Origin of the sequence: Sphingomonas gei (genome assembly GCF_004792685.1) — a bacterium.
In the GTDB taxonomy this organism is placed as follows: domain Bacteria; phylum Pseudomonadota; class Alphaproteobacteria; order Sphingomonadales; family Sphingomonadaceae; genus Sphingomonas; species Sphingomonas gei.
In genome coordinates, this window is the sequence record NZ_SRXT01000003.1 from 281581 (window position 1) to 300992 (window position 19412).

Here is a 19412-nt window from a genome sequence, read left to right on the forward strand (position 1 = left end):
CTCACCACTCCGAACGGCGCGCGAGTTCGGCGAGCACCGCCTCGACGCAGCGTTCGACCAAAGCCGCCTGCTTGTCCTCTTCATCGCCTTCGTCGTCGCAGTCGCACAGGTCCATGATCGAGCGCGGGCCGCTCGGTTCGTCCGCCTCGCCGGGATCCTCGGCGACGCGCATCTGGATGGCGATCTGGCGAATCTCGAGCGGCATCAGGCGGCCTGCGGAAAGTTCTGACGCTGAAAGAACTGATAGCTGAGCTCGACGGTCTCGATCAGCACGTCGTTGCCCATCGCATTGAGCGGGGTGTGCTCCCAGCGCAGCGGATAGGCGCCGAACACATCCCACGCGACGAGCGGCTGGCGCTTCTCGTTGATGAGCTTGATCCCGATCGTCTTGCGGCCGCCGCCGCGTTGCTGGACCAGCCCGCCCGACAGCGCGTGCGACACCCATCCGCCGAAGGGCGATTTCTGCGTCACCACGCCGCGCTTGAGCACGAGGTTCGAATATTTGGTGCGGGTCGGCAGGCGGTGGACGAAGCGGTTCTGCCCGCCCTCGACCACGTCTTCGGTCTCGAACTGGACTTCGAGCCCCGACACTTCCTGGAAGCTGGTGTCGCTCTCCGCGCCGTCGATATCGACGCGGAAGGCGAACGCAGGCGGCGGCACATAGACGCTGTCGGTGCGCAGCGGCCGTTCGCGCGGATCCTTGGTGGGGGCGGCGGGCGGCGGCATCAGGCGGCCTTCACCGCCAGCGTCTCGTAAGCGAGCTCGAGCGTCTCGATCGCGACTTCGCTGGCGTCGGACTTCATGTCGGTCGCCTGCATCTTGACCGGGAAGGCATTGGTGAGCGTCCAAGTCATCATCGGCGACGCCTTCTCGTTGAGCAGGTTGATGATCACCGTGCGGCGCTTGATGATGTTGAGCTGAGTCTCGTTGAACCAGTCCCAGAAGATCGAATCCTTGGTGAACACGCCCTTCTTGAGCGTGACGTTGCCGACGCTGCGCAGCCCCGGCATCTTGATCGGCGAAAAGACCGCGCTGTCGCCGTGGCGATATTCGATCGCCTTGGCCTCGCTCTCGAGCCCGCTGATCTCCGAAAAGCCCTGGGTCTTGCCGTCGCCGAGATCGATGTTGAAATAGAATTTGGGAAGCGGCCAGACTTCGTCCTGTGCAGTGCCGTCAGCCATGATCTGCTCCTGTTTCTAGGGTTGGGGGCGGGCGTCTCAGGCGCCGCCGAGCATCTGCTGCTTGAAGGTGAGTTCGATGAACTCGGCAGGGTGGACCATCTGCAGAGTCACTTGCACGCGCATCACCCCGTTGAGCACATCATCGGGAGTCATCGTGCTGCCGAGCCCCGCGACGACGTTATACGCCTGGGCCGGACTGTTCCCCATCAGGCCGCCCGCGGCCCACAGCCCGTGGAGGAAGCTCTCGATCATCGAGACCACGGTCACCCAGGTCTGCGCGGTGTTCGGGCGGAACACCATCGCGTCCAGCGCCTGCTTCACCGATTGCTCGACATAGATCATCGTCCGCCGCACCTGGATGTAGCGCCAGTCGTTCGACAGGCTGTCGAGCGTGCGTGCGCCCCAGATCAGGCTGCCGCGGCCCTGGAAGGTGCGGATGGCGTTGACCGCGAGGCCCTGGACGGGAACGTTGAGATCGTCCTGATCGTCGCCCGCGATCGGCAATTTGGGCATCACCATCGTCGCGATGCCGACATTGGCGGGGGCGTTCCACACGCCGCGGCTGGCGTCGTTCGTGGCCCAGACCCCGGCGATCGCACCGCTGGTCGGCAGCACGCCCTGCGTCGCCGCCACGGCAGTGAGCAGGTTCTGAAAGCCGGGAACGGTGGCGGTCAGTGCCGAGGTCAGCTGCTTGTGGGTGATCCCCGCCGCGACGGCATTGGTATCGGCCGCCTTGGGAAGCACCGCGAGCGAAGTGCCGATCTTGTCGACATAGCTCGCATAGATCGTCTTGCCCTTGTCGCTCAGCGCGGCGAGGTTCGCGGCCGGCTTGGCGTCGCCGTTCGCCGGGGCCGGCGGCGGAACGGGCTTCCCGCCGGCCCCTGCGGTCACGGTTTCACCCGCGACGGGCTTGGCCGGGGCCGGGGGCGGGGCGGGGTAGGCGGCGCTCAGCACACCGAGCAAGGCGGTCTGCAGAATCGTCTTGTTGGTGCCGTCCACGGCGAAATTGGAGATGTCGATCTCGCTCGGCGATACCACCGACGTCACCAAGGGCGGGAAATAGGCCGCGCCGAACCGCCACATCTCGGGCGGCACTTGCGACGCGACGCCGCTGCGGAAATCGGCGATCTTCGGCTTCCAGTCGTCGCGCGGGCCGAGGGTGTTCGCCCCCCACACATCGAGCAGCGCCATGCGGTCGCCGGTCTTGGCGCAACTGCGCAGCATCTGCGCAGTGACGTTGGCGAACTGGTCCTTGTCGGCGAGCTGGATCGCGTCGGGGATCGCCACGATGGTCGGCCCGACGAAGCTCTCGCAGACCCCCAGTGCCGCGATGAAATCGTCCGCCGAGATCGTCGTGGGCGTCCCGTTCGCCTCGAACGCGCCGCACGAGATCACGTAGCAGGCGCCGCCGCCATTGGCGTAGAACAGCCGCATGCTATTGTAGAGATTGAAGACGTTCTTGCCGACCTGCATCAGCGCGTAGGACGTGCTGCCGTCGAGCGAGACATTGCCCCAATTGGTGTCGGGCGACGTCGGCGGCGCCTTGTCGTCGGCCGCTTCCTTGTCATCGTCCGTTTTCGCGCCCAATGCGGCGAGATAATATTTCTGGCCATAGCCGCGCCCATAGAATTGGACGAACTCGGCCATCGATTCGACGCGCTTGGGGATCAGGGTGAGATCGCGCTTGTCGGTATCGGTCGCCTGCTGGGTGTAGCCGATGAAGCACGGCACCGCGGTCTCGACCCCGACGATCGAGGGCGGAAAGCTGTCGGGCTCCTGGATGTAGACGCCCGGTGTCTTGTATTGGGTAGCCATCGCGTATCTCCCGTTCGGGGCTTCAGACGAACACGTAGATGTCGGACCAGGCCGGCGGCGGTTCGCCGTCCCTCGGTGGCGATGCGGCCGGGGTGATGCTGTCGGCTCCCGCGCCGGGAAGCCGGTCGACCAGCGTCCGCGAATAGCTGCGACCGCCGAGCGGACGCCCGGTGAGCGCGAGCTGCGCTTGCGGGCTGGCGAGGATCGCCCGCGGATCCGCGCTGGCGAGGCAGGCGGCGGCGCGTCCGTCGGGAAGCAAGTGGGCGGCGTCTTCGAGCCGGAAACCGGCATCCTCGCCGTCGGCGGCGACAACGCCGAGGCTGGCGGCGTCGAGCGTGCCGCTGCGCGCCGCGACGACATAGCGCCAGCGGGTGCGCCGCGCCGCGAAGTCGATCGTATAGGTCACCGGCCGGAAGAAATCGGGGGTGCCGGTGCGCGGCCTTGCCGGCGTGCGCTCGACCGGCATGCCGTCCCAGCCGGCGATGGCGGCGGGATCGGCCCGGGTGAAATGCAAGTCGAGCAGCGCAAGCGCCTGCGAGCGCCGCTCGATCTGGACGCGCTCCTGCGCCGCCGGGCCTTGTTCGGCGGGCTTGAGCGGAGGCGGCGGCGGCGGCACGTCCCTGGCGGGGGGAATGCTGGTGCCCACGCCCTCCATGCCGCGCGTCTCCACGATGCTCGCGCGGGAGAAGCGCGTGTTCCATTCCACGGCGAGCGCCGCCTTGCCGTCGCCGTCGGGCATATTGGCGCGCGTCGAGAGGCGCAGCGGCGGATCGCCGATGCGATGGTCGGTCGGCATTTCGGTGAACACGGCAAAGCGCGGATTGGCCAGCTTCAGCGTGAACAGCAAAGGCGGCTCGTACAGCCGCGCCCAGACGTCCTCGGGTACTTGCCCGAACCGCGCCTGCAACCCGGCGAAGATGCTGTTGGCCTGTGCGCGAACGGCGAGGTCCCAGAACAAATCGATCCCGTCGGCACGCTGCCGGACGACATAGCCGTACAGCGCCAGCCGCTCGCGGGTGCGCGGCGTCGGCTCGATCGCGATGTCGGCGCACCGGCCATCACTGCGATTGTAGAATTCGTGGCGGATATCGATCGAGATGAAGCGATCGTAGCGGCCTGCCGCCGCGGTGCCCGCGGGCGGCGGCGGCGCCTTTCTGGCCGCCCTCAGCGGAGCGAGCGGCAGGCTGCGCAGCGCCTGATCGAGAAAGGAGTCGAAGATCGTCGTCATCGTCTCATTCCCGCGGCTGCAGCACTGGCGGCGGCGCCTCCTGCACCGCGGGCACCACGGCGCTGATCGCCGCGCCGGCAAAGGGCAGGCGGCGCAGCCGATAGAGCACGAAGGGCTGCCCCTTGAGCCCGGTATAGGTGGCGAGATGACTCGTCTGACTGAGGTCCAGCCCGACCAGCTCGATCGCGAGATTGCCCATCAGCGCCCCGATCTCCGGCGAGCGCGCCGCGTCGAACACCGGATATTCCTGGAGATACTCGATGATCCGCGAAAGCACCGCGAGACCCGCCGCATAGCCTGCCTCGACGAAGCATGATGTGAACAGCACATAGGCGTCGATAAACTGCGGCGGGCTCGCGATCGCATAGCCCTCGCCATTGCCGGCACGGATCGGGGTAAAGGCGCCCAGGCTGGTGTCGTGCTGGAGCGCCGCGAGCGACATCACGATCCGGCCGGCAGTCTCGGGCTGCGCATTGCCGTCGAGCCCGGTCAAATTGGTCAGCCGGATCCATTCCTCGTCGCGCGACTGTGCTGCCTGCAGCGCGGATTCGATCCGGTCGCGCACGGACAATAGAATGTCGTTGATCATGACCATGGGTCAAGATCTTCCCCCTTCGGACACGAAGCCGATGAAATAGATGGTGCTACCGTTCCTGCGCGGGATCGGCTGGATAGATGCAACTTGAGGGAGAGACTATTTGGATTTGAAACGCTGACAATAGGAGAATGGTTCGAAATTACCGAGACCGGTCCAGAAGCGATCATTTACTGAAAGCGCGGCGGATCCTGCGCAACTGTCGCGCGTGTTGCCCACCGACAGCGCGATCCGATCCGCCATGCACTCCGGCATTGCGCGATGTGGGGCGATCGGCCGCCCGCGCGGCGGGGAAACCGCCAGTGTTGCTCTTTGGACACGGCATCGGACTTCCAGTGTTTCTGAGAACGTTCTTAACGACCTCCGGCATTGACAGCGGGGCCCTAAACTGACTTTGACATCGTTGTCGGAATGCCACGGCATTCAACACAAAATGTAACCGGTTACATGCCGGAGCTGGGAGAGGATTATCGTGCATTCGGCCGGCAATCGGACGGAGTTCCCACACGCTTTCGGCGTTTTGCGCACGAAGCTGGACGCGGTCGATCTAGCGCCGCAATGCCGTTTGGTGCCCAACTCCGGCTCGGCGCCTTTTTGATGAAATCAGCGGGATCTGCAGCGGTGCATGCTTCGCGGCCGCCCCCGAACAACGACGACAGATGATTACAGAAAATAAGCGTCAGAGACGCGTGGGAAGGAACATATGATGAAAATCCAGACAGGCCGGACGTTCAGGGCGTATCTCGCAGCAGCCACGGTACTCGCGGGCGGAGCAGTGCTGCTCCCTGCACCCGCCACGGCGCAGGTAACCACCGGTTCGATCCGCGGGCAGGTAACCGCAGCCGACGGCGCGGGCGCCGCTGGTGCGCAAGTCACTGCGCGCAGCACCGGGACCAATCAGACGTGGCGCGCGACCAGCGTCGCCGATGGTCGCTATACGCTGACCGGTCTGCGTCCCGGCACCTACGAAGTCACCGCCACCATAGGCGACCAGACCGCGAGCGAGACGGTGGTGATCGGTATCGGTCAGGCGACGTCGCTCGATCTCGCGGTCGGCGCGGAAGTTGCTGCCGCCGGCGTCGACGACAGCGGCGGTGAGATCGTCGTCACCGGCACGCGCCTCACCGAGACGCGCACCAGCGAAGTCGCGACCAACGTCAGTCAGGAGCAGATCCGCGTCCTGCCGCAGACCGACCGCAACTTCCTGTCCTTCGCCGCGCTCGCCCCAGGCGTGCGCTACAACGACAGCGAGACCGGCAAGGGCATTCAGTCCGGCGCCTCGACCGCGAGCCAAGTCAACGTTTTCATCGACGGCGTGAGCCTCAAGAACAAGCTGCGCGAGGGCGGCATCGCCGGTCAGCAGAACAGCCGCGGCAATCCGTTCGGCCAGTTGGCCGTGCAGGAGTTCCGCATCCTCACCCAGAACTACAAGGCCGAATATGAGCAGGCAGGCTCGGCGATCGTCACCGCGATCACCAAGTCGGGTACCAACGAGTTCCACGGCGAGGCGTTCGGCCAGTACACCGGCAAGGGGCTGAGCCAGAAATCCTATCTCGACGTGCGCAACAACCGCGCCGAGCCGGAATTCGAACGCAAGCAGTACGGCGTTTCGCTCGGCGGGCCGATCGTCAAGGACAAGCTTTTCTTCTTCCTCGCTTATGAAGGCAACGACCAGAACCGCGCGTTCAACGTCGACAGCAGCGGCGATGTCGATTCGGTCAACGAGTTTCAGCGCTTTTCTGGCCGTCAGCTTTCCGAGTTCGAAGGTACGTTCGTAAGCCCGTTTCGCAGCGACTTCTATTTCGGCAAGTTGACCCTGACTCCGGACGAGCGCAACACGATCGACCTGTCGTTCAGCCGCCGCCAGGAGACCGACGTTCAGGGATTCGGCGGAAACACGGCGTACGATTATGCAGAGAATAAGCGCAACAAGGTCGACACTTATCTGTTCAAGTGGACGCATAGCGCGGACAGTTTCACCAACGAGTTCAGCGCCAATCTGGTCGATTACGTCTTTAATCCGACGTCCTTGAATCCCGGCTTGCCGGGCTTCGAATATTCGGGCGTGATCTTGTACGGTGGCCGAGATTCAACCCGGCGCGAGACGCAGCTCAGTCATACGTTGCGCAACGACTTCACCTACACTGGCCTTGAAGGCCATGCGTTCAAGCTCGGCGCACGTGTCGAGATCACCGATATCGATTTCGACAACCAGAACCTGATCCAGCCGCGCTATATCTTTCGCCGCGAGCCCCAGAACAACCTCAACTTCTCGTTCCCTGCCGAAGCCCGGCTTGGACTGGGCAGCGGGCTCGTGCAGGGTTCGAACACCCAGGTCGGCTTGTACGTCCAAGACGATTGGGACGTGACCGAACGCCTGCAGTTCAATCTCGGCGTACGCTGGGACTATGAGACCAATGGCTTCAACAACGAATATCGTACACCGGCTAGTGCCGCGGCGGCGCTGCGTGCGCTGCCCTCGACTCGGTATTTCGATCCCGAGAACTACATCACCGACGGCAATGATCGCAGCCCGTTCGCCGGTGCGATCGCACCGCGATTCGGCTTCTCCTACGACCTGTTCGGCGATCGCTCGACGGTGATCTTCGGCGGTGCCGGCCGCTATTATGACCGGAATAACTTCAACAACACGGTCGACGAGCTTTCGCGCACGATCAACCCGGTCGGCGTGTTCCGCTTCTCGACCGATGGTGCGCCGCGCGGCGGGTTGCCGACGATCGTCTGGAACCCGTCCTACCTCACCAAGGAAGGCCTCCTTGCGCTACGGGCTAGCGCGGCCGGCGCGGGCAATCCGGAGCTTTTCGCGGTCAAGAATGACGCCAAGCCGCCGGTCAACGACCAGATCAGCCTCGGTGTCCGCCAGCGGATCGGAATCTTCCAGGCTTCGGTCACCGGCTCGTACCAGCGCGGCCGCAACGGCTACACCAACCTGTTCGCAACGCGGAATAACTTCATCCGGCAGGCCAACGGGACCATCGTCCCGGTTCCGGCCGGCGAAGGGGGTTGCTGCAACACCGCGCCGCTGGCGCAATATGGCTATGCCAATGCGCTGATCGGCTATGACGGGCTCGACACGCGCTACAAGGCGCTCTTCGTCACGGTCGACAAGCCTTATAGCGAGAGCTCGGGCTGGGGCATAAACATTGCCTACACGCTGTCCAAGGGCGAGCAGAATGGCGGCGACCTGTTCAGCCTGGATCAGATCACGCCCGACGATTATGGCTGGCGCCCGCGCAACGGCGACGAACGCCACCGGCTCGTCTTTTCCGGCATCGTCGATCTGCCGTTCGGTGTGCAATTTTCGACGCTCACCACCTTGGGCAGCGGCGAGGCGTTCCGCGTGACCGACGAGACCAACGGTGCCGATTCGGGCTTCAACGCCTTCACCGCGCGCTATCCGCAGAAGAACTGCATCGGCGGGGTCTTCGCCTATTGCGAAGTCAACCTGTCGCTCGCCAAGAAGGTCAAGCTGTTCGGCAACCACGAGGTGGAAGCCGGAGTCGACTTGCTCAACGCCTTCAACAACAAGAACTTCGCAGGCTTTGACGATAGCTTCAATAACACGATCGATCCCAACACCGGCAATGTCGTCAACACACTCGACCCCGCCCGGATCGGTCGCGACCTGCTGACGCTGCCGCGGCGCGTCCAGTTCCGGATGGGCTACCGCTTCTGACGACTAGGGGCGGGGCCTCTCCAGGGGCCCCGCCGATAGTCGATGCGATTCCAGCTCGCAGTCAGCTCAACCACCCTCCGGTAAACCCCGCGAGCATCAGCCCGCGCCGGATCGCCGGCTCCTCGCGCATGCGCCGCCAGACGAAGTCGTTGCGGTAGTTGGCGGCCTGTACGAGGATCGGGCCCTGATCGATCCCGAGATGATCCTTCGCATACCAGCCATGCACCGGGTCGACCGTCCCGCTTCCCGTTCGCACATCGCCGTAGCGGAAGCTCGGGTTGAACGAATCGCGGAACCCGTACGCGCCATAAAGCCGGTCGCCATGTTCGCGGCGCAGCGCCTCTGCGCAGGGGATGACGATCTCGGGCGCGAAGGGGAGCGAACCGAGCGCCGCGGTCGGTGACAGCGTGCCGTCGTCGCGCTCGTCGGGCTGGCCGAGCGGGCCGCGCGCCGAATAGCTGTAGAATTGTCGATTCTCGCCTTTGAAGGGCAGGGCGTAATCGCCCGGGCCGTCGCAGGCAGTGAGTCCCCAGACCTGCTTCGACCAGCCGTCCCAGCGCATCGGATTGGCGGTGCAATAGGCGCGGCTGGCATAAGTCGCGCGGCGGCTATTCTCGAAATAGTCGAGCCCCGCCTCGTGCATCACGGTGTCCTGGATGCCGCGGAAATCGATCCAGACATGGCTGTATTGGTGGCCGAACAACGGCGCGAAGGCGAGGTGGCGTGTCGGCCCTTCGCCGCGCCACGAATGCGGGTAGGTCTCCGTCCAGGCTTTCCAGCTATCGGCCGGAAGCGGATGCTCCGGCGCGGCCAGCCCGAGCACATAGACGAACATGGCTTCGTTATAGCCGGTCCAGCTGCGGGGGATCAGCCCGCGCTCGGGATGCCAGCCCATCGACACTGCCGCGCGGCCGTCCGAGCGGAAGAAGTTCCAGTCGGCGCGGGCATAGATCGCCAAAGCGAGGCGGCGGATCTCGGCTTCGGCAGGGTGATCGGCGTCATAATAGCGCCCCGCGAACAGCACGCCCATCAGCAGGATCGTCGTGTCGACGCTGGAGAGTTCGACATCGCGGAAGCGGTGCCCCGTCTTCATGTCGAGGAAATGGTAGAAGAAGCCCTTGTGCCCGGCCTTGCCGCTCGGCTCGGGGCCTTGCGGCGCGTTCCAGAAGAACTCGAGCGTGGTCAGCGTCAGGTCGCGCGCCTCGGCACGCGTGCACCAGCCGCGCTCGACGCCGATCGGGTAGGCAGTCAGCCCGAACCCGACTGCGGCGATCGAGCAGAAGCTCGGCGTCGGCGCGCGATCGGGGACGAGGCCGTTGCGGCGGTTCGCATTGTCCCAGAACCAGCGGAAGGTGCGCTCCTCGATATCCTCATAGAAGGCGGGAAGCGTATTGCCGGTCGGCGCTCCACCAGGCCGTGCCACCGGCGTGCAGGCGGGGAGGGAAGTCGCTGCGGCGAGCAGCGACGAACGGGACAGCAGGCTGCGTCGATCGATCATGTCGTCCTATATCCGAAGGGCGCCCGGGAGCGGGCGTGAAGCGGTCAGCCATTGGCGACACCTGGGCGTGCGGCGGTCGTCGCGCGTGCGATCAGCTCGGGCTGGTGGAGTTCGACGGGCGCGCCGGGGCCCTTGCCTTCGAGCATGTCGACCAGCCGGGAGACCGCGCGCGCGCCGATCTCGGCGATGCGCACCTGGATCGTGGTCAGCGCGAGATAGCGGGCGAGGGGCACGTCGTCGAAGCCGGCAACCGCGAAATCCTCGGGCACGCGCTTGCCCGCCTGGCGCAAAGCGTGGAGGCAGCCGATCGCCATCATGTCGTTGGCGGCGAATATCGCGTCGCAGGGCTGGTCGCTCGCAAGGATCTGCCGCGCCGCCGCTTCGCCCGCTTCCTCGTTGAAGTCGCCGGCGATGATCCGCACCGGCATGTCGGGCGCGAGCTCGGCCAGGGCGTCGCGAAAGCCCCGCGCGCGCTCCTGCGCGTCGACATTGCCCTCGGGCCCGGCGATGTGGACCAGATGGCGATAGCCGCCCGCCAGCAGATGCTCGACCATCGCACGGGCACCGGCGCGATTGTCGAGCCGCAGCGAGGGGCGCGAGGCGAAGTCGCCCGGCGCGTTGATCAGCACCGCGGGCAAAGCCGCAGGCAGCGCGCGCTCGAGCGATTCAGGCGGGATGTGCGGCGCCATCACCAGCAGCCCGTCGACACGGCCGCGCATCGCGCGCAGCGCCACCGCGGCCTGCTCGCTATCGTCGTGCATGTTGGAGAGCAGCAACAGATAGCCGCGCCGGCTCGCCTCGCGGTCCATGCCGCGCACGCATTCGGAGAAGAACTCGCCATGCAGATCGGGCAGGACCACGCCGATCGCATGTGCCCGGGCCAGGCTCAGGCTGCGTGCGCCGGCATGCGGGACATAGCCGAGCTCCGCGGCGGCGGCGAGGATCCGCTCGCGCGTCTCGCCGCGGACATTGTTGAGGCCGTTGAGCGCACGCGACACCGACGCGACCGAAACCTCGGCGCGGCGTGCGACATCGCGGATGGTGGCCTCGCCCATTTTGCTCCTGCTCCCGGTCCCGCGCATCTTTCCTACGTTTCAGACCGTGAGGACGATTGCAATCCTCGCCCTGCAAAGGTTATGTAACCGGTTACGGTTACTTGCAACAAGCATAAAGTTGCGCGCGTCCGCCGCTCAAGGGCGCGCTTCAGGGAGAGAATTGCAATGCTCGACACCAGGATTTCGCGACGCGCGGCGCTGCTCGGCGCGGGCGCGGTCGCGGCTTGGGTCTCCAGCCCGGCGCGTGCATTGTTCCAGGCCGCGGCACGGCTGCCGGTGCCGGCGTTCATCGACGGGCTGGTCGCGCAGATGACGCTCACCGAAAAGGCCGGGCAGCTCACGATCATGCCCGCGGCCTGGGCCGGCGGCGTCGCGGTCGCGCTCAATCCCGCCGGCAACGGCCCCGGCTTCGAGCAGCAGCTCGAGGAAGTCCGCCAGATGCAACTCGCCGGCGTGTTCAACGGTAACGGCGCCGAGATGGCGCGCCGCATGCAGAATGTCGCAATGAAGGAATCGCGGCTCAAGATCCCGCTGCTGTTCGCCGCCGACGTGATCCACGGTCACCGCACGATCTTCCCGGTGCCGGTGGGCGAGGCGGCGAGCTTCGAGCCCGATCTTGCCGAGCGCACCGCGCGGATGGCGTCATATGAGGCGGCGGCGGCGGGGATCGACTGGACCTTCGCGCCGATGGTCGACATCGCCCGCGACCAGCGCTGGGGCCGTACGATGGAAGGCGCCGGCGAGGACGTCCATCTCGGCAATCTGATGGCGGCGGCGCGCGTCCGTGGCTTCCAGGGCCGGAATCTCAAGGCGGCCGACGCGATGATGGCCTGCGCCAAACATTTCGCGGCCTATGGCGCGGCCGAGGCGGGGCTCGACTATAACAGCGTCGACATTTCGGAGCGGACGCTGCGCGAAGTCTATCTGCCGCCGTTCAAGTCGGCGCTCGACGAAGGCGTGATGACCTTCATGGCCTCGTTCAACGAGCTGTCGGGCGTTCCCGCCACGGGCAACGAATGGCTGATGCGCGGGATATTGCGCGGCGAATGGGGCTTCGAGGGCTTCGTCGTCTCCGATTATACCGGCGACATGGAAATGATCGACCACGGCTTCGCGAAGGATTCGCGCGAGGCGGCGAAGCTGGCATTCCTCGCCGGGGTCGACATGAGCATGACCAGCGGCTTCTATCGCAAGCACCTTCCCGAACTGGTCGAGGCGGGCGAAGTGCCGGTGGCGCGCGTCGACGAATCGGTCCGCAAAGTGCTCGCGATCAAGGCGGCGCTCGGCCTGTTCGACGATCCCTTCCGCCGCATCGACGTCAAGCGCGAAAAGGCGCGCTCGCGGACCCGGCCGGCGCAGGCCTTGTCGCGCGAGGCGGGGCGCAAGTCGATCGTATTGCTCAAGAACGAAGGCGACCTGCTGCCCTTGCCCAAATCGGGCAAGAAGATCGCGATCATCGGCCCGTTCGCCTCGGGCAAGCACGACCTCAACGGACCCTGGGTGGTTTATGGCGCCAATGACTATGCCGTCGACCTCGCCGAGGGCGTCCGCGCCGCGGTGTCGGACAAGAACAATGTCACGGTCACTGCGGGCTCGGGTGTCGACGAAGCGATCCCCGGCGGGATCGACGCCGCCGTCGCCGCCGCACGCGCCGCCGACGTCATCCTGCTCGCGATCGGCGAGAACGAAGCCATGTCGGGCGAAGCGCAATCGCGCACCGAGATCGTCGTTCCCGAGGCGCAGCAGGCACTCGCCGAAGCCGTCGCTGCGGTCGGCAAGCCGGTCGTCGTGGTGCTCAAGAACGGCCGTGCCCTCGCGCTGCAGGGCGCCGTCGCGAATGCCTCGGCGGTCCTTGTCACCTGGTTCCTCGGCACCGAGAGCGGCAACGCCACCGCCGATATCCTGTTCGGCGACTACAGTCCTTCGGCGCGCCTGCCGTGCAGCTTCCCGCGCTCGCCGGGGCAGCAGCCTTATTATTATGCGCATAAATCCACTGGCCGCCCAAATCCGTCAGACGACAAGCTCGAGCCCTACAAGGCGCATTATCGCGGGATCCCGAACTCGGCGCTCTACCCGTTCGGCCATGGCCTGACCTACGGCAAGGTCGACTATTCGGGACTCAAGGTCGCACCGGCGCTGGCGTGGGACGGCGCGCTGACGGTCACCGCGACGATCGCCAATCGGGGGACGCGCGCGGTGGAGGAGGTCGTCCAGCTATACATCCGCGATCGCACGGCGAGCATCACCCGTCCGGTCCGCGAGTTGAAGGCCTTCCGCAAGCTCAGGCTCGCGCCGGGCGCGTCCGAAACGGTGACCTTCAAGCTCGATCGTTCGCTGCTGCTGTTCATCGGCCGCGACAACAAGCCGACGGTCGAGCCGGGGACGTTCGACGTCTGGATCGCGCCCTCTGCCGAGGCGGCAGGCCTCCATGCCCAGTTCGAGCTGACTGCCTAAATCCTCCCTCGCGAAGCGGGGGGAGGTGGCGCCGAAGGCGACGGAGGGGGCCTCTCCACGAGCGAATCCCCTCGCGGCCAAGCCCCCTCCGTCATGCTGCGCATGCCACCTCCCCCGCTAGCGCGAGGGAGGATTTATTCATCGCTCCAACCCCTTCAAAATCCGTGCATGCGCACCTTTGCCCAGCGGGTTGAGCAGCATCAGCCCGCACGAAATTGTCAGCGCCGCGAGCGGTACCAATGCGATCGTCCAGCGCATTGCCGCCAGCGTCGCGTCGCTCTGCGGGACGTTGGCCATATAGCCAGCGCTGTCGAACCCGAAGCCGAGGATCGCGGTCGCGAGACCGATGGCGACGCGCTGGAGCAACGCCGCCGCCCCGAACACCGCGCCCTCGACGCGCAGCCCGGTGGCCTGCTCGCCATATTCGATCGTGTTGGGCAGCATTGCCCAAAAGGCGAAGTGCAACCCGACGATCGCCGCCTGCATGCCGACGAGGAACAGCTGCATCGCCAGCGGGCGATCGATGTGCACCGCCGCGAACAAGGCCAGCCCGGCGATGCACAAAGCCGCCGCGACGAACCACAAGGCCCGCGTTCCCATCAGCCGCTGGAGCAGCATCCATATCGGCACCGCGACCGCGCTTACCACGCCCATCCACGCCAGCGCGCTTTGCCCGGCATCGTCGCTGTCGAGAAAATATTTGAAATAATAGAGCACGGATTTGTTGAGCACGGTTACCGCGACGATCATCGCCATCATCGCAAGGTTGAGCGTCACGAAGGCGCGGTTGGCGATCAGGCTGGCCACACTGGCGCGCACCGAGGGCGGCGCGGGGGCGGCAGGCATGGCTTCTTCGCGATACGTCGCGCCGACCAGCATCAGGATCGCCGTTCCCAGCACCGCAAACAGCACCGCCGCCCACAAATAGCCTCGCGCGGCCACCGCGCCGCCGCCGATCCACATCCCGATCGGCACCGTGCCGCGCGCGACCACCACCCATGCCAGCGTCCCGAACAGCATCCGGGCACCCGCCACGAACGCCCGGTCGCGGCTGTCGACGCTGATCCGCGCGCCCATCGCCAGATACGGCACATTGATCGCCGCATAGGCCGTACGAAACAGCAAATGCCCGATCACCACCAGCGTCAGCCCGCCAAGCCCGGTCCCGAGCGGCGCATAAGTGAGGATGCACGCCAGGCCGAGGGGCACGCTCCCCAGGATCAGGACGCGGCCATAGCCATGCTCGGGCCGGCGCCGGTCGGTCACCGCGCCCGCGACGAAATTGGCGATTCCATCCCAGATCGATGCCGCGGTGTAGATCGCCGCCGCGGTCGTCATCGCCAGCCCGAGCGCGTCGGTGTAATAGAAAAGCAGGAAGAGCATGATGCTCTGCCAGTAGAGATTGAACGCGAAGTCCCCCAAGGCGAACAAAGTCAGGCGAAGCTTGAGGGGAAGGGGGGGGCGCACGCCGCGGGATTAAGGCAGGCGCGCGGCCAAGTCACGTCGCGCTCTTCCCCAGACCCCGTTGCCGCTATACCGCATGCGCATGAAAACCCTCGCCGACCCGGCCAACAGCCTCACGCGAAACCTCGCCGCGATCCGCACGCGCTTCCAGGTGTCCGAGGGTTTTCCCCCCGCCGTGCTCGCTGCGGCCGAAGCGGCCGCGCGCCGCGCGCCGACCGAGCATGTCGATCGCACCGGCCGTCATTTCGTCACACTCGATCCGGCAAGCGCTACCGATCTCGACCAGGCTTTCGCGATCGAGCCGAGCGGCGCCGACCTGTTGCTCCATTATGCGATCGCCGACGTCGCCTGGTTCGTCGCCGACGGCGATCCGCTGGACCTGGAGGCATGGCGCCGCGGCACGACGCTCTATCTGCCCGATGGCAAGGCGAGCCTCTATCCGCCCGCGCTCAGCGAAGCCGCGGCCAGCCTGTTGCCCGATGGACCCCGACCCGCGGTGATCTTCACCGTACGCGTCGCGCCGGACGGCGCAGTGCATCTCGACGGCGCCGAGCGCGCGATCATCCGCAGCGCCGCCAAGCTTGCCTATGACAGCGTCCGCGATGCCGATCTGCCGGCGGGCTTCGTCGAACTCACTGCACGGCTCCAGGCGGCCGAGAACCGGCGCGGCGCGGCGCGCGTCGATCCGCCCGAGCAGGAAGTCGCCGCGCGGCCCGGCGGCGGTTTCGAATTGGTGTTCCGCCCGCGCCTGCTCTCGGAAGAGCGCAACGCCGCGCTGTCGCTTGCCGCCAACATGGCGATCGCCGACGCGCTGCGCGCGCATCAGACCGGACTGTTCCGGGTAATGGCCGAGCCCGATGCCCATGCGATCGGCCGGCTGCGCCAGACCGCAGTCGCTTTCGGGCTTCGCTGGCCGCCGGCAGCGCCGCTCGCGCAATTCGAAGCGACGCTCGACGGCAGTAATCCCAAGCAGGCGGCGTTCATGCTCGCGGTGCGCAGGGCGGGGCAGGGGGCATCGTACCAGCCCTTTCAGCAAGGAGTCGTCCCATGGCACGCGGCAGTGGCGGCGACCTATGCCCATGCCACGGCGCCGCTCCGCCGCCTCGCCGATCGCTATGTGATCCGCGCCACGCTGGCCGTGACCAACGGGCAACCTGTTCCGGAGGGGGTGACCGAGGCCTTCGCCAAGCTCCCTGAGGTGATGGCGCGTGCCGACGCGATCGGCGGCCAGATTGATCGGGCGGTGATCGACCTCGCCGAGGCGGTGATGCTGCAGGGCAGGGAAGGCGAGGACTTCGCTGCCGTGGTCACCGACGCCGATGATCGCGGCGCGCGCATCCAGCTGCGGGATTTCCCGGTGGTGGCGCGACTGGCGATGGCAGGCGCCGAACCCGGCGATGCGATCACGGTGCGCCTCGTCGCGGCCGATCCAGAGCACCAGCGACTCACGTTCGAGCGTGCCTCATAGTTTCCCTCTGCCGACCGGAGGAGGAACGGACCTATCCTAGCCCTGCCAAACTCGCCGCCAGTTCGTCCTGCCGGAACGGCTTGGCGAGCCGCGGCAGATCAGGCGAGATGCTTTCCAGATCGGCATAGCCCGATACAATCAGTATTTTCACGTCGGGATTACGCTCGCTTACTATGCGTGCGAGATCCGTGCCCTGCATGCCGGGCATCAGATGGTCGGTGACGAGAAAGTCGACAGAATGCTCGGCCAGATAGGCCAGCGCCTCGCGCCCATTCTCTTTCTCGATCACCTGATAGCCGAGGTCGCGCAGCAACTCGCCGGTTGCCGTGCGCACCGCTGCTTCGTCATCGATCAGCAGCACGATGCCTGCCGCTTCGCTCAGGCTTTCGGCCGTCGGCTTGCTCCGCGTCGCGACCGGGCTACCGGCTACGGGCAGGAGCAGCTCCACCACCGTGCCCAGACCTGGCCGGCTCGAGAGCAGCATCGCTCCGTTCAGTTGCGATACCAGGCCGTGCACCATCGACAGCCCCAGCCCGGTGCCCTTGCCGATTCCCTTGGTCGAGAAGAACGGCTCGACAGCGCGTGCCCTGGTTTCTTCGCTCATGCCCTCGCCGCTGTCGGCGACGGTGAGCCGCACATAGCGGCCCGACGCCAGCTCTGAGCGATGTCCAGGCTCCAGCTCCACTGCAGATGCCGAGAGCGTCAGTCGTCCGCCTTGCGGCATCGCGTCGCGCGCATTCACGCTCAGGTTGAGGATCGCCATCTCCAGCTGGTTGGCGTCCGCCAGCGCCGGCGGCAGGTCCTCGGCCACGTCGACGCTCAGGTTGATCTGCGGGCCGGATGTGCTCGCGATCAGGTCGGACATGCCATGAATCAGCGCAGCGAGATCTACCGGGCCAGGCTGGAGCGGCTGGCGCCTTGCAAAGGCGAGCAGCCGCTGGACCAAGGTGCGGGCGCGTTCGGCCGATTCGAGTGCCGCGCCGATCAGCCGCTGCTCACGCTCGCTCGCGGTCTCGCTGCGGCGCAGCAGGTCGAGGCTGCCGATGATCGGCGTCAGAAGATTGTTGAAGTCGTGCGCGACGCCACCGGTCAACTGGCCGAGCGACTCCATCTTCTGCGATTGGCGCAAGGCTTCCTGCGCGCGCTCGAGTTCCTCGCGGCGCGAGACTTCCTCGGTCACGTCGCGGCCGATGACATAGGCTTCGCCGTCGCCGGGCGCAGCGGTCCAGGCGAAACGCCGCCACGATCCGTCCTTCGCGCGCAACCGGGCAACAAGGTCGCGCAGCGGCGCTGTCGCCGCCGCGCGGATCGCCTCGGCCAACCCGTGCGACTCCTCGGGGTGAAGGAAGCGATCGAACCGCTGGCCGAGCACTTCGTCGGGCGCATAGCCGAGCAGCGTGCCAAGCGCCGGATTGACTGCACGAATCTCCCGGCGGCGGCCGACGACGAGCATTAGGTCGCCGCTCAGCCGCCACATGCGGTCGCGCTCGGCGGTGCGCTCCGCGATCTGGTGCTCGAGCGTCGCGTTGAGCGCCTTTAGCCCTTCCTGCGCTTCGCGCCGCTTGGTCACGTCGCGAACGATGCCGGCAGTGCGGATCGCCTTGCCGCCTTCGTCGCGCTGCACCACCCCGCGCGATGCGATCCAACGGACGTCACCGTCGGGGCGGACGACGCGGTACTCGGTCGAGAACTCCTCGCCGGCGAGCACCGAGCGGCGCACTTCGTCGAGCACGCGTGCGCGGTCGCCGGGGTGGATGGTGCGGATGCGATCTTCGACCGTCACGGCGTCGCCGCGTTCGACGCCGAGGATTTCGCAGGTGCGCGCCGACCAGGTGCCGAGCATCGTCTTGAGGTCCCAGTCCCAAGTGCCGATCTGTGCACCTTCCACCGCGAGCCGCAGTCGGGCCTCGCTTTCCCGCAGCGCCGCCTCGGCGCGCACCCGCTCGATATGCGCCCAGCTTCGCTCGGTGACTTCACGCAGCAGCCCCAGTTCGTCGGCGGTCCAGCGGCGGGGTGTGGAATTGTGGATAGCCATCAACGCGGTCAGCCGGCCCTCCTTGAGAAAGGGCATGCAGATCGTCGCCTGGATGCCGATGTCCACAAACGCCCGCGCACCGTCTTCGCCGAGCAGGTTGGCATCGTCGATCACCAGCGGGTGTCCGGACTTGAGGCTGGCGACCGCGAGGCCGCCGAAGCTGGCGAGGCTGTAGCGCCCGACGATGCTCGGCGCATGCGTGGCGTGCCAGTCGCCGCGGATGTTGAACATGTCCTCGTCGGCTTCCATGTCGGCATAGGCGCAGTCCGACCCGCCAAGCTGCTCGCCCAGCATCCGCGTGGTAACCGCCATCACAGCGTCGGCGTCGGCCGCCCGCGCCGTTGCCACGCCGAGCGTGTCGAGGAAGCGCAGCCGGGCCTCGTTCTTTCGCAATGCCTGCTCGGCCTCGCGCCGCGCGACGGCATTGCGGGTTCGCTCGGCCACTTCCCGGATCAGCGCGAGCTCTTCGTCGCTCCAATCGCGTGGGTCGGCATGGTTGAGGAACAGCAGGGCGACGAACCCGCCTTGCTCGGTTACCGGCATGTTGACGAACGATCGCGCGCTGATCGCCGCCAGGCTTGGCGCAGTGGCGGCGGTGCGCGAGTCCTGTTCGGCATTGGCGACAACGACCGTGCGGCCGGCCTTCAGATCATCGATATAGCTGCCATAATCGCGGAAATGGAGCAGCCCGGCGAGACTGTCGACGCCCGGGGCGTTCCAGTCACGCTCGATGCGGATCGTCTCTGCCTGCTTGTCGATCGCGCCATAGCCGGCGCGGCTCACTCCCAGCCGCCGGCCGAGCAGCGCAGCTGCGGCATAAGCGATCGCGTCGGGGTCCTCGATGTCGCGAATACGGTCCGCGAGCTCGATGAGTATGTCGTGGTGCTGACTCTCAAACCCCGGCATTGTTCAGCGCAAGCCC

13 protein-coding genes are annotated in these 19412 nt (G+C 66.3%); 3 read left to right on the forward strand and 10 right to left on the reverse strand.

What is annotated here, in order from left to right:
- Position 1: 1 nt before the first annotated feature.
- Genes E5A73_RS08385 through E5A73_RS08410 form a run of 6 tightly spaced genes read right to left on the reverse strand, consistent with a single transcriptional unit; the run spans position 2 to position 4819 of the window.
- Positions 2–205, reverse strand: a complete 204-nt coding sequence (locus tag E5A73_RS08385) for a DUF5908 family protein (protein ID WP_135963368.1) — start codon at positions 203–205, stop codon at positions 2–4.
- A complete protein-coding gene (locus E5A73_RS08390; protein ID WP_135963369.1) occupies positions 205–726 on the reverse strand; it encodes a phage tail protein in 522 nt (173 codons plus the stop codon). The genes E5A73_RS08385 and E5A73_RS08390 overlap by 1 nt, the downstream gene beginning before the upstream one ends.
- Positions 726–1181, reverse strand: coding sequence for a phage tail protein (locus tag E5A73_RS08395; protein ID WP_135963370.1), 456 nt, complete (start codon positions 1179–1181; stop codon positions 726–728). Before E5A73_RS08395 ends, E5A73_RS08390 begins: the two co-directional genes overlap by 1 nt.
- Positions 1182–1217: 36 nt before the next feature.
- The gene (locus E5A73_RS08400; protein WP_135963371.1) at positions 1218–2996 is read right to left on the reverse strand and encodes a phage tail sheath family protein; all 1779 of its coding nucleotides are present in this window, start codon (positions 2994–2996) and stop codon (positions 1218–1220) included.
- Between the two features lie 22 nt (positions 2997–3018).
- Positions 3019–4224 carry a hypothetical protein gene (locus E5A73_RS08405; protein ID WP_135963372.1) on the reverse strand — a complete coding sequence of 402 codons (1206 nt, stop codon included), beginning with the start codon at positions 4222–4224 and terminating at the stop codon, positions 3019–3021.
- Positions 4225–4228: 4 nt separating this feature from the next.
- Entirely contained in the window at positions 4229–4819 is a 591-nt protein-coding gene (locus E5A73_RS08410) for a Pvc16 family protein (RefSeq protein WP_135963373.1), read from the reverse strand.
- A gap of 706 nt (positions 4820–5525) precedes the next feature.
- On the opposite strand from E5A73_RS08410, the gene E5A73_RS08415 reads away from it, so the two are divergent.
- Positions 5526–8516 carry a TonB-dependent receptor gene (locus E5A73_RS08415; RefSeq protein ID WP_135963374.1) on the forward strand — a complete coding sequence of 997 codons (2991 nt, stop codon included), beginning with the start codon at positions 5526–5528 and terminating at the stop codon, positions 8514–8516.
- 61 nt (positions 8517–8577) lie between these two features.
- Here E5A73_RS08415 and E5A73_RS08420 read toward each other — a convergent pair whose 3' ends face one another.
- Both E5A73_RS08420 and E5A73_RS08425 read right to left on the reverse strand, forming a co-directional pair.
- Positions 8578–10014, reverse strand: coding sequence for a glucoamylase family protein (locus E5A73_RS08420; protein WP_135963375.1), 1437 nt, complete (start codon positions 10012–10014; stop codon positions 8578–8580).
- Between the two features lie 44 nt (positions 10015–10058).
- Positions 10059–11069 carry a LacI family DNA-binding transcriptional regulator gene (locus tag E5A73_RS08425; RefSeq protein ID WP_135963376.1) on the reverse strand — a complete coding sequence of 337 codons (1011 nt, stop codon included), beginning with the start codon at positions 11067–11069 and terminating at the stop codon, positions 10059–10061.
- A 165-nt stretch (positions 11070–11234) separates the two neighbouring features.
- On the opposite strand from E5A73_RS08425, the gene E5A73_RS08430 reads away from it, so the two are divergent.
- The gene (locus E5A73_RS08430; protein ID WP_135963377.1) at positions 11235–13523 is read left to right on the forward strand and encodes a glycoside hydrolase family 3 N-terminal domain-containing protein; all 2289 of its coding nucleotides are present in this window, start codon (positions 11235–11237) and stop codon (positions 13521–13523) included.
- Positions 13524–13661: 138 nt separating this feature from the next.
- Here E5A73_RS08430 and E5A73_RS08435 read toward each other — a convergent pair whose 3' ends face one another.
- Complete coding sequence (locus E5A73_RS08435; RefSeq protein ID WP_240700091.1) at positions 13662–14990, reverse strand: MFS transporter; 1329 nt, start codon at positions 14988–14990, stop codon at positions 13662–13664.
- Positions 14991–15069: 79 nt separating this feature from the next.
- Between E5A73_RS08435 and E5A73_RS08440 the strand changes: the two genes are divergently transcribed.
- Positions 15070–16455, forward strand: coding sequence for an RNB domain-containing ribonuclease (locus E5A73_RS08440; protein WP_135963636.1), 1386 nt, complete (start codon positions 15070–15072; stop codon positions 16453–16455).
- Between the two features lie 31 nt (positions 16456–16486).
- Here the strand turns inward: E5A73_RS08440 and E5A73_RS08445 are convergent, their stop codons facing one another.
- Complete coding sequence (locus E5A73_RS08445) at positions 16487–19396, reverse strand: PAS domain-containing protein (protein ID WP_135963379.1); 2910 nt, start codon at positions 19394–19396, stop codon at positions 16487–16489.
- Between the last annotated feature and the right edge of the window lie 16 nt (positions 19397–19412).